Source organism: Alteromonas sp. AO-Serp (assembly GCF_017849675.1).
Lineage (GTDB): Bacteria > Pseudomonadota > Gammaproteobacteria > Enterobacterales > Alteromonadaceae > Alteromonas > Alteromonas macleodii.
The window spans coordinates 1-10077 of record NZ_JAFLMX010000117.1 but is presented as its reverse complement, the minus strand read 5'-3'; the positions used below and the strand labels follow the sequence as shown (position 1 = coordinate 10077).

The following is a 10077-nucleotide window of genomic DNA, read 5'->3' as shown; positions in this document are numbered from 1 at the left end:
AGCGGTTGTCCTCGCTATTGCCTATGTGCTGTTAGCCGCAAAACAGAACAGCTGGTGTTGGCTGTGCGCCTTTGTGAGTACCGCAATTTACACCTGGCTATTTTGGCAGGTGACTTTGCCATTTCAGTCTGCGCTTAACTTCTTTTATATGATAATGGCGGGATACGGTTATTATCAGTGGTCGAAAGGGGCGGAAGACGGCGATGTTAAGCCAGTGCTTCATTGGCCTCTCTGGGCTCATTTGCTCATTGTGCCGAGTATGTTATTGCTCGCTTGGGTTCTGTCTGAGGTGGCAGGCTCACAGTTCAATAGTGAGTACCTACTATTAGATGCGAGCATTAATTTATTGAGTGTAGTCACAACATTTATGGTGGCGCATAAAATCCTGCAAAACTGGGTTTATTGGTTTTTCATCAATTTAGCGTCCGCCTATTTATACCTGCAAGTGGGTTATGCATTATCTGCTTGCCTGTTCTTAGGCTATGTTGGTTTTGCGGTATTTGGGTATTACCAGTGGCTAGTACAATATAAAAAACAAGGTGAACAGGTTGGATATCATCGCCACGCTGCAAAAGGCGCTTAATCTTAGCGACAGTGCGAAAATTTCGTCACACCCTGCTGGAGCGGTAAATCACGTTTACCGCGTTCAAGAGCTCGCAGATAGTCAGTTACCCTTGACTGCAAATAACCTTCAAAGTAGTGGGCAACCAAAGTCGGATCATAACCCTGTCGACTTAGCGGTGAAATGGATGGGCGATGATGACTTTAGTGGGGTTAATCGTGCGCACCAATTTGCTTTGCAGCAACAGCTTTATAGGTTGGGAGTAGCGCCGCAACCTATATGGTTAAGCGATGATGAAACCATCTGGGTTGAGCAGTGGCTAGAGCACAGTGAAAGTGCGACGCTTTCAATGCTTGAGCTGGCCAACACCCTCGCTCGTATTCATTCTTTGCCCATTACCGCTAGGCCATTAGATTTAGCATCAAGATGGCAGCATTATATTAATGTTGCACAGCTCGATATGAGCAGTGAGCTTTATCTAAAAGCCCAATCATTGCGGAAACAAGTAATAAAAAGTGAACAAGACGATGACGACTATGTGTTATGTCATAATGACTTGCTAACTAATCACTTATTACTGAGCGCAGATAACTCACTCAAAATTATTGATTGGGAATATGCCGCCATGGGAAACCGCTACTTCGATTTAGCAAGTTGCTGCCTTATCAATAAACTTGAAATCAATGAAAGTAGAGAGCTCGTTAAGCATTACGCCAAGCTAATGAATATCGATGAGCACGACGCGATAGCGAAATTTGATCTGCACACCGAGATTGTCGCTATCACTAATGACCTGTGGTTTGCTGCGCTTAACGCCAATAAGGTCTAATTGTCATAAACTGCTCCGCATTTAAAAGTGACGCTGTATAGAAGTCGGTTTAAAAGCGGGCAATAAGACAAAACACAGGTGATGGATAAAGCCTATTTGGTGTTATTCGATTGAAAAAACAGCGCATTGCGTGTTAATTAAGCATGCAGTGCATGGTAGTGATAAAAAGGCTTTACCTTTTTAATGTCATCCGTATAATGCACAGCGCGCTAGGGGTGTAGTTCGAATTGGTAGAACAGCGGTCTCCAAAACCGATGGTTGGGGGTTCGAGTCCCTCCACCCCTGCCACTTTCTCTTCTTGTGAACGTTTACGTTCAAATTCTAAATCGTTTCTTTGTTAAATTCTTCTTAAATTTTTTTGGTTTCTGTTGCTAGTGCTTAATTTGCTGCAGCTGTTTTATTTCCTCTTATACCAAGGGCTAGGCATTATAAATTCGCGAATAATACTTAAGAATCAACGCTTATGAATTAACGCTTGAGCATTAAACTGCAGGTACAATCCGAGCAAAAGAACGCGATAGTTATTCAACCAAGCCTGCAACTTTAGTAAACTAAACAAATACAATGAACTATCCACGTTAGGTGTTTTTGCGCAATGTCTCTTACTTCATATCAGCAGGCGGTTTTACAGGAAATGGGGATCCCGGTTTGGATCACCAAAGACGCCTACACTGAGCTAAAGCAGGAAGACCAAGCGAAACAAAACAACGCCAATGCAGCACAACGCAACGTCGGCAGTACAAATAGTTCATCGACACAGTTACCCTACAGCCAAAACGCTCAAACCAATAAGCCGCCTTCAAAGCCAATATCTCAAGAAGAAAAGCAATCACGGCTTGCTCAGTTGCGGGCAAATGTTGGCAGTAGCACGAAAGATAAGGCTAAGCCTAAAGACGGCGGGGCAGCAAAACTTTCCACACCTGGCGGGTCGCACAATGACGGGAAAGCAGGGCAAACCGAAACAGGTGCTTCACAGTCACACAACATTTCGCCGTCTTTCGACAATGCGGTTACCTCGCAAGAGTCTTTAACAAAGTCTATTGGCGCAAAAGGGCCGGTATCGCCTGAAGGTATCCCGTTAAGTGCCGAACAGAAAGCTAAATCACAGCAATGGCTGAAGGACTTGCAGCTAGCCTGTGTTCAGTTGGGTATACCGTCACAGTGGGCTAGCACCATAATGATTGGCCGTACGCTATCGGTAACCGAAACGGCCATTATATTGCCAGCCACACCGCTAAAACTCTCAACTGTGCAGAAACGGGAACTGTGGGCGCAGCTTATCAGCGCAGCACGCGAATTAAACCACTCCGCTAACGGCCAGTAGTCGCGTCGATGAAGTTAACAATCGTACCGCCACAAGGCTTTAACGAGCACATTGAACTTGCGCATGCTATCCATCAAGAGGCACAAGTGTCGCCTTGGAAACTAAGTACCTTCGCGGATTGTTTCACCAAACCCTATTACGGGGTGTTTGCCTTTGAAAATGACAAGATTGTTGGCTATGCCATCATGCTTGAAGTCGTTGATGAAGCTACGCTGATGGATATTGCGGTAGACAGTGGCGCAAGAGGCAAGGGGGTAGGTCGCGCTTTAGTTGATTTTGTCATTGAGACATCGGTAAAAAATGCAATGCGTGAAATGTGGCTAGAAGTGCGTGAAAGTAACCATACTGCTATTGCGCTTTATGAGAGCTCGGGGTTTGAGCATATAGAAACCCGCAAAAATTATTACACCGTAAAAAATAATGATGACGGGCATGACAAGAGTAATGGAAACAGCGCACAAAAAGAAAACGCTAAAATCATGAAGTGGACAAACCCCACCTTGGCCTAGTGTTTGTATTCCTAGGCATATACGTTTCGCGTATATCAAAGCACTATCTGAACTCAGCATACGCTTCCCAGCTTATAGTAGCGCGTGTTTAAATCGCATCACGTTCTCTTCACCTAAGGTAGAATCAGCATGGCTAAAGTGCTCAACAAAGCGATAGTCTCATCGAAGCGATTTGCTATTAATGTGGTTACCTACAAAGAGGGTCATAGCGTGTTAGAGCATAATGACCCTATGGGCAGCGGGCGTTACTTTAAATTTAATGTAGTACTAAAAAAGCCGAAGCGCGGCGGTCAATTTTGGGCAGAGAAAGTCATCTTTAATCTCTTTAACCGCATTTACTTTTTTCGGCCAGATAAGTACATGCACAGCGTAAGCAAAATAGAAAGAGGTGAGCGGAAGCTGCTGTCAGTTGCATTGTACCTGTAGGTCAAAGTGTTTATCAGTGATTAACCACCCGTATAGCAAAGTTTCCACAAGGTTTTAAAAAGTTGACCATTTGGTCGATAAATTGGCGTGTATACACGGTCAGGAAGGTTTTAATCCCTTGCTAATTCACTTATATTTGCGCCCTTAAAATTCTCCGCCTACATTCAGCTTACCGGGCGGTAGAAACTTCTCTTAACGCAGTTCGTGTAATTGGATTTTTTAAAACGCATGTCTTCATCATCGGTGGCGGAAAAAGAGCAATCAAAAGGCATTAAAATGCTTTTGGTTGCGGTGTTGTGTTTAGGACTTAACTGGCCAGGCATGAAGTTAGGGCTTGAGATTGTAGGGCCTGTATGGATGGTGTGCTTGCGCTTTTTGTTAAGTCTTCCTGTACTTGCGCTGTTTGTACTTATCACCAAAAAACGTTTACCGGTGCTCAATCGTAAAGATCGCTCGGTGGTGTTTGTCGTTGCCTTTTTCCAGTTTATCCTATCAATGGGGCTTATTACTGTCTCACTGCAGTTTATTCCTGCCGGCACGGCCAGTATTCTTATTTACACTACACCGCTTTGGATGCTGCTTATCGACACTCTATGGTATCGGCAGCGTCCGCCTTCTAAGCGATTAATTCTAACCGGTATATCTACCATTGGCTGTGCAATGATTTTATTTGCTTCGGGACAACCGGGCGCATGGCTACCGCTCTTTGGTATGTTGCTGGCATCTGCATTGTGGGCGGTCGCTATTCGAAGAGTGTCTTTTCATAAGTGGAAGGGAAGCGTCATTGAAGCTGTCTTCTGGCAGTTTACCATCGCAGGTTTCGCCATGCTTGCTATTGCACTGATAGTTGAACCAACACCTAATTTTGGGGCTTACGATATAAGCGATTGGTTACTATTGGCGTACATTGGGCCAGTGGCAACGGGTCTCGGTTTTGGCCTCATGGTAGCGGCGGGGCCTAAATTACCCCCAGATAAAATTGTTCTTATTAGTACACTCACGCCGATAGTGGGTTATGTAAGCTCTGTGATATTGCTTAAAGAAACGCTGCTGCCTATGGTTATGGCCGGTGCAATATTGATGATAGCCGCGCTAATAGTAAATGGCCTTCCTCAAAGCACACTTAAAAAGATATTAGGTAAAGGCCACGCGAAATAAAGGTAAGTTAAAGAGTTAGTCGAGGCTGTATAAAATCTAAAAACGCAGAGATACGAGACGATACTGCACTATTTTTATAGTATACCGCTTGTACCGACTCTCTACGGTTTGGACTGACGATATCGTCGCGAAATAGCGCTACCAGCGAGCCTGCACTGATATCTTTGTGTACCATAAAGTGAGAAAGTAACGCGATACCTTGACCTGCCAAGCACAGCTGGCGAATAGTTTCGCCGCTTGACGCACGAAGACTGTACTGCAAGTTAATATCTTGCTTGAGCGGCCATTTATTTAGACTTGGTGAGTCGCTAAAGCCAATCAGTTTGTGTTTGTTTAGCGTGCTAATTCCATCCTCACCTTCAGATATGGGATATTTTTCAAGATACTGTGGGCTTGCCACAATATGCAGCTTACTTTTTCCTAAACGTCGAGCGTGCAAGTTAGAGTCGCTTAAATCACCAATACGTATTGCGATATCGGTTTTATGTTCCAACAGGTCGATAATGCTGTCGTGACTGGTGATATCGAGTGTTATGTCAGGAAATGCTTCTCGAAATTCACCCACTAACGGCGCTAGCTGGTGGAACACAAAGGGGCTCGCAGCATCAACCCGAAGTTTTCCAGAAGGAGCGCGCTTTAATAGCCGTAATGCCTCTTCACCTTTTTCTAATATATTTAGCCCGTCTCTGGCATATTGCAGGAAAAGCTCACCTTCTTCTGTTAATTCCAGCCTTCTGGTAGTGCGATTCAATAGAGTTACATCTAAGCCATTTTCAAGACGAGTAACTGCTCTACTAAGTTTTGCAACCTGCTGATTGAGTAGATTGGCAGCACTGGAAAAACTACCTGTATCCACAACGGTTAGGAACGCTTCTAAATCTTCAGTTTTTGATGAGACTGGCATCGCACACCTTATATTTTCAAATATCGCAAAAGTATTTTGTCATTAGTGCTGTTTTTTGCAAATAAATTTATCGTCAAACTGTACGCACTTTATTAATGGCTTTCAAAAAACGGTGTAGTTATTCGTTCTAGAAGCCAATGGTGGCGTTGTTAATCAAGCCATCTCGTTAATTACTTTTTGAGGATAATTGAAATGCCTATTGCATTATTTGCGTTAACGTTAAGTGCGTTTGCTATTGGCACAACAGAGTTCGTGATAGTGGGGCTTGTCCCCACCATTGCTACTGATCTTGGCGTTACGTTACCGAGCGCAGGCTTACTTGTAAGCTTGTACGCCGTTGGTGTTGCCGTTGGCGCACCGGTTCTTACCGCCCTTACGGGAAAGTGGAATAGAAAGCATGTTCTGCTTAGCTTAATGGCGCTATTTGTGGCTGGTAATATTCTCGCTTGGCAAGCGCCTAGCTACGAGAGCTTAATTTTAGCTCGCATTTTGACAGGCTTAGCGCACGGTGTGTTCTTTTCCATAGGGTCAACTATTGCTACAGGGCTAGTGGCTAAAGAAAAAGAAGCCAGTGCTATTGCCATTATGTTTACGGGCTTAACCGTAGCCTTGGTTACTGGCGTACCTTTGGGTACCTGGATTGGTCAAAACTTCGGTTGGAGAGCAACCTTCCTTGTGGTTTCCGCGCTTGGCACACTTGCGCTAATAGGCAGTGCGTTGCTGGTACCGAACAACCTTAAACAAAGTAAACCGGCCACCTTGAGTGAACAAATGAAGGTGTTGGTTCAACCTCGTCTGGTATTAGTGTATCTAATGACGATATTGGGCTATGGCGGCACATTTACGGCATTCACCTATCTCGCTCCTATATTGCAGGAAGAGGCGGGGTTTGCGCCCTCAGCCATCAGCTTAATTATGCTGGTTTACGGTGTATCTGTCGCTGTAGGCAATATTTATGGCGGCAAGCTTGCTGACAAAAAAGCCCAATCCGCGCGTTAACTATCATCTTTTCAGCCCTTGCAGTCATCTTGTTTGCCCTGACGTTTACCATGGGCAGTAAAGTTGCCGCAGTGATCACCGTTTTAGTGTGGGGCGCCTTTGCCTTTGGCAATGTTCCAGGACTTCAGGTGTACGTTGTTCAATTAGCAGAGAAGTTTACCCCTAATGCTGTTGATGTGGCGTCAGGTTTAAATATCGCGGCATTTAACATCGGCATAGCAGTGGGTTCAATTCTGGGCGGTGCAATTGTAGACGGCATGAAGTTATCTGATACCGCATGGATTGGCGCAATTATTTCTGTTGCAGCGTTACTTGTTACACGTTACAGCGGCTACTTAGACAAGCGCGCACTCAGTACTGCGAATACGGCGAATAACACAACGAGCGCGTAGGGAGATCATAATGACGACAAATACCTTTGATAAGCTTGCACAACATACGTTCTCAGTAGGTGTAGAGCTTCCGCTAGATAACGACTGGGCGCATTTCGACGCCACAAAAGGTACGCCATTCGGCGTACCTGATATGACCGAGCATCACAGCCGTATTCAACTAGCCGACAAACTAGGGTTTAAAGCAGCGTGGGTACGAGATGTACCGGTTTACGACCCTAGCTTTGGTGACGCCGCTCAGGTTTTCGAAACCTTCACTTACCTGGGCTATTTAGCGGGTATCACAGACAATATTCTATTAGGCACAGCTGCTGTTGTTTTACCTCTTAGGCAGCCATGGCTTGTTAAAAAGGCTGCAGCAACGGTGCAGCAGCTAAGTAACGACCGCCTCATACTCGGTGTAGCCAGTGGGGATAGACCGGTTGAGTATCCGTTGTTCGATGTCGATTTTGACAGTCGCGGCGAGCAATTCAGGCAGTCACTTGAAATTATAAAGCACGGTGAGAATTCCCTTAAGCCCGGCATGTCCCTGTTACCGCGCTCAACCACGCCGCCTTTGTACGTTGCAGGACTTGCTCAGCAAAGCCCTCAGTGGGTTGGAGAAAATATGGACGGTTGGCTGGCGTATCCAGGTACACCGAACGACCATGCAAAGCGCGTAGAACTATGGCGAAATGTCGCGAGCAACAAGCCTTACGTTAGTTTTATTCATCTTAATTTGGTTGAAGACGATGAAGCGCCCATAAAACGCCACCGATTCGGGGTTGAAACTGGTGTAAATGGGCTTATCAAAGAACTCAATGCAATGAAAGATGCGGGGGTTGATCATATTGGCCTGCACTTCAGACGTAATACGCAACCAGTAGAAGGCGCGATGCAGCGCATTGCTGACAACGTATTACCTCACTTTCATAAATAACGGAACCAACAAGGAGGCATCATGCCGAATGTAAATCAGTCACAATCTAAAATTCCTTCGCTAGGTGTAGGCACGTTTCGCTTAAAAGATGACGAAGCCTATAACAGCGTGACAATGGCACTTGAAGTGGGTTTCCGTCATATTGATACGGCGCAAATTTACGGCAATGAAGAAGCGGTAGGTCGCGCTGTTAAAGACGCTATTGCAAACAATCTTGTTGCACGCGAAGACCTTTACGTCACCACTAAGGTGTGGAATGACAAGCTGAATAAAGCAAGCTTTGTGGATAGCGTAAAAGAGAGTTTGAAAAAGCTTCAACTGTCGTACGTTGACCTACTACTTATTCATTGGCCGTCACCGGAAAACGGTGAAAGCATGGAAGAGTACCTAGGTGAATTGCTGCGCGTTAAGGAACTGGGCCTGACAAAAGAAATAGGTATTTCTAACTTTACCGTGGCACAAATTGAAGAAGCGGTGAGTATCTTGGGCGAGGGCGTTATTTCCACGAATCAAGTAGAGGTACACCCTTATCTTACCAATGAAAAAGTGCGTGCAGCGTGCGAGAAACACGGTATCACAGTGACAGGATATATGCCGTTTGCTGTTGGTAAAGTGCTAAAAGACGAGACCATCATTGCGATTGCAGATAAGCATGGCGTGAGCACTGCTGAGGTAGTTGTAGCCTGGGAGCTGGCTCATGGTTTAGTCACTATTCCATCGTCGACCAAGCGCAAAAATCTGGAAACCAATTTTAAAGCCCTTGAACTTACCTTAGACGCTGACGATATCGCAAAGATTGACGCGCTAGACTGTGGTGACCGTCAAGCTAACCCAGATTTTTCACCTGCGTGGGACTAATCGGAAAAATCACTGTGTTAAGGAGCTTTTATGCAAGCTAACGTTTGGCAATTTGAACAAGCTGGCGCATCACTGGTAAAGCAGGTGCGCGAATTTTCTGAACCGAAGGCAGGGCGTATTGTCGTGCGCAACTATGCTATTGGCATTAACCCAGTTGACTGGAAGTTTATCGATGATAACCCGCGCGACTGGGAAAAAGGGCATATTCCCGGTGTGGACGGTGCGGGTGTTGTTGTCGCTGTAGGTGAGGGCGTTGATAAAAGTCTATTGGGTAAGCGTGTGGCTTACCATCATAGCCTAGGTGAAAACGGAAGCTTTGCCGATCATAGTGAAGTGTATGCTAGCCGTGTAATGGTCGTGCCGGAAAGCGTTGATTTTGCACTAGCTGCTGCGTTGCCATGTCCAATGCTTACTGCCTGGCAAGCGTTTAGTAAAGTGCCGGTCCGAAAAGGGGCTGACGTGTTAGTCAGCGGTATGGGCGCCGTTAACAAATTGCTGGCGCAAATGCTTTCTCAGGCCGGTTTTAATGTACATGTTATCTCAGGGAGCTTTTCGCAAGAGCAAGCCGATGAGATGGGCGTAAAAGCCATCCATCGCGGTAAACCTGAAGGACAAACATTTTACGCACTTTTCGACGCGAACGGGCCAGACTATGCGGCGTCACTTGTACCGCTTCTTGAAGCTAATGGTCACGTAGTGAGTATTCTAGGTCGTATTGAAGTGCCTGTTGATGCGCCTTTTACGCGTACTATTTCTTATCATGAGATAGCGCTAGGTGCGCTGCATGATTATGGCGATTTGTCACAGTGGCAGCGTTTGGTGAAAGACGGTGAGGCTCTACTTGAGCAAGTTGCTGCGCAAACGTTGGTTGTCGAAATACCTAACGTGTTTGAATTCGATAATTTGAACAACGCGCTGCAATTTTCAAAAGAAGACAAGCGAAAGGCAGTGGTTGCGGTTTCATAAAGCCGGAATGATTAAGGTCCTTCTCTATCCTTAGCGATCTAAAGGGCTTCCTCTGCTCGCCTAAAGGCTTCGACGATATCGTCGAAGCCTTTTTTATTGGGTCAGTACATTTCAAGGTCAACAGGCCCTAGAAGTAGCAAATCAACTTTTCGTCCACAAATTTTAACCAGTAAGCGTTATAACTACAGGCCTTTTAAGTAAACGTGTGGTGTCGTGTAGGCTGGAATTTGT

Annotated in this window: 10 protein-coding genes, 1 tRNA gene and 1 pseudogene; 11 read left to right on the top strand and 1 reads right to left on the bottom strand. The window is 45.5% G+C overall.

Going from position 1 to position 10077, the window contains the following annotated elements; genetic code table 11:
* The 7 genes from pnuC to QVA83_RS08910 all read left to right on the top strand — a co-directional run.
* Positions 1-583 (top strand): nicotinamide riboside transporter PnuC (gene pnuC, locus QVA83_RS08940; protein WP_287498364.1); only part of this gene is annotated, 583 nt, incomplete at its 5' end.
* A complete protein-coding gene (locus QVA83_RS08935; protein ID WP_061485100.1) occupies positions 549-1391 on the top strand; it encodes a phosphotransferase in 843 nt (280 codons plus the stop codon). The genes pnuC and QVA83_RS08935, both read left to right, overlap by 35 nt.
* Positions 1392-1602: 211 nt before the next feature.
* Positions 1603-1679, top strand: a tRNA-Trp gene (locus QVA83_RS08930).
* 307 nt (positions 1680-1986) lie between these two features.
* On the top strand, positions 1987-2715 hold the full coding sequence (locus tag QVA83_RS08925) for a hypothetical protein (RefSeq protein WP_061485102.1): 729 nt from the start codon (positions 1987-1989) through the stop codon (positions 2713-2715).
* An 8-nt stretch (positions 2716-2723) separates the two neighbouring features.
* A complete protein-coding gene (gene rimI / locus QVA83_RS08920) occupies positions 2724-3224 on the top strand; it encodes a ribosomal protein S18-alanine N-acetyltransferase (RefSeq protein ID WP_014948712.1) in 501 nt (166 codons plus the stop codon).
* 129 nt (positions 3225-3353) lie between these two features.
* Entirely contained in the window at positions 3354-3650 is a 297-nt protein-coding gene (locus tag QVA83_RS08915; RefSeq protein WP_061485105.1) for a 2OG-Fe(II) oxygenase, read from the top strand.
* A gap of 228 nt (positions 3651-3878) precedes the next feature.
* A complete protein-coding gene (locus QVA83_RS08910) occupies positions 3879-4808 on the top strand; it encodes a DMT family transporter (protein WP_014948714.1) in 930 nt (309 codons plus the stop codon).
* A gap of 7 nt (positions 4809-4815) precedes the next feature.
* Here QVA83_RS08910 and QVA83_RS08905 read toward each other — a convergent pair whose 3' ends face one another.
* The gene (locus QVA83_RS08905; RefSeq protein ID WP_061485107.1) at positions 4816-5712 is read right to left on the bottom strand and encodes a LysR substrate-binding domain-containing protein; all 897 of its coding nucleotides are present in this window, start codon (positions 5710-5712) and stop codon (positions 4816-4818) included.
* Between the two features lie 192 nt (positions 5713-5904).
* Here QVA83_RS08905 and QVA83_RS08900 point away from each other — a divergent pair.
* The 4 genes and pseudogenes from QVA83_RS08900 (at position 5905) to QVA83_RS08885 (ending at position 9846) form a co-directional block, all read left to right on the top strand.
* Positions 5905-7103: pseudogene (locus tag QVA83_RS08900) on the top strand (MFS transporter).
* Between the two features lie 10 nt (positions 7104-7113).
* On the top strand, positions 7114-8022 hold the full coding sequence (locus QVA83_RS08895) for a TIGR03571 family LLM class oxidoreductase (RefSeq protein ID WP_061485109.1): 909 nt from the start codon (positions 7114-7116) through the stop codon (positions 8020-8022).
* 21 nt (positions 8023-8043) lie between these two features.
* A complete protein-coding gene (gene dkgB, locus QVA83_RS08890) occupies positions 8044-8880 on the top strand; it encodes a 2,5-didehydrogluconate reductase DkgB (protein WP_061485111.1) in 837 nt (278 codons plus the stop codon).
* A 30-nt stretch (positions 8881-8910) separates the two neighbouring features.
* Entirely contained in the window at positions 8911-9846 is a 936-nt protein-coding gene (locus QVA83_RS08885) for an alcohol dehydrogenase catalytic domain-containing protein (protein ID WP_239299836.1), read from the top strand.
* Positions 9847-10077: the final 231 nt, after the last annotated feature.

Excerpts from the sequence above, each read along its gene's own strand:
- QVA83_RS08925 (WP_061485102.1), top strand. The coding sequence starts at position 1,987 with ATGTCTCTTACTTCATATCAGCAGGCGGTTTTACAGGAAATGGGGATC.
- rimI (WP_014948712.1), top strand. The coding sequence starts at position 2,724 with ATGAAGTTAACAATCGTACCGCCACAAGGCTTTAACGAGCACATTGAA.
- QVA83_RS08915 (WP_061485105.1), top strand. The coding sequence starts at position 3,354 with ATGGCTAAAGTGCTCAACAAAGCGATAGTCTCATCGAAGCGATTTGCT.
- QVA83_RS08910 (WP_014948714.1), top strand. The coding sequence starts at position 3,879 with ATGTCTTCATCATCGGTGGCGGAAAAAGAGCAATCAAAAGGCATTAAA.
- QVA83_RS08905 (WP_061485107.1), bottom strand. The coding sequence starts at position 5,712 with ATGCCAGTCTCATCAAAAACTGAAGATTTAGAAGCGTTCCTAACCGTT.
- QVA83_RS08895 (WP_061485109.1), top strand. The coding sequence starts at position 7,114 with ATGACGACAAATACCTTTGATAAGCTTGCACAACATACGTTCTCAGTA.
- dkgB (WP_061485111.1), top strand. The coding sequence starts at position 8,044 with ATGCCGAATGTAAATCAGTCACAATCTAAAATTCCTTCGCTAGGTGTA.
- QVA83_RS08885 (WP_239299836.1), top strand. The coding sequence starts at position 8,911 with ATGCAAGCTAACGTTTGGCAATTTGAACAAGCTGGCGCATCACTGGTA.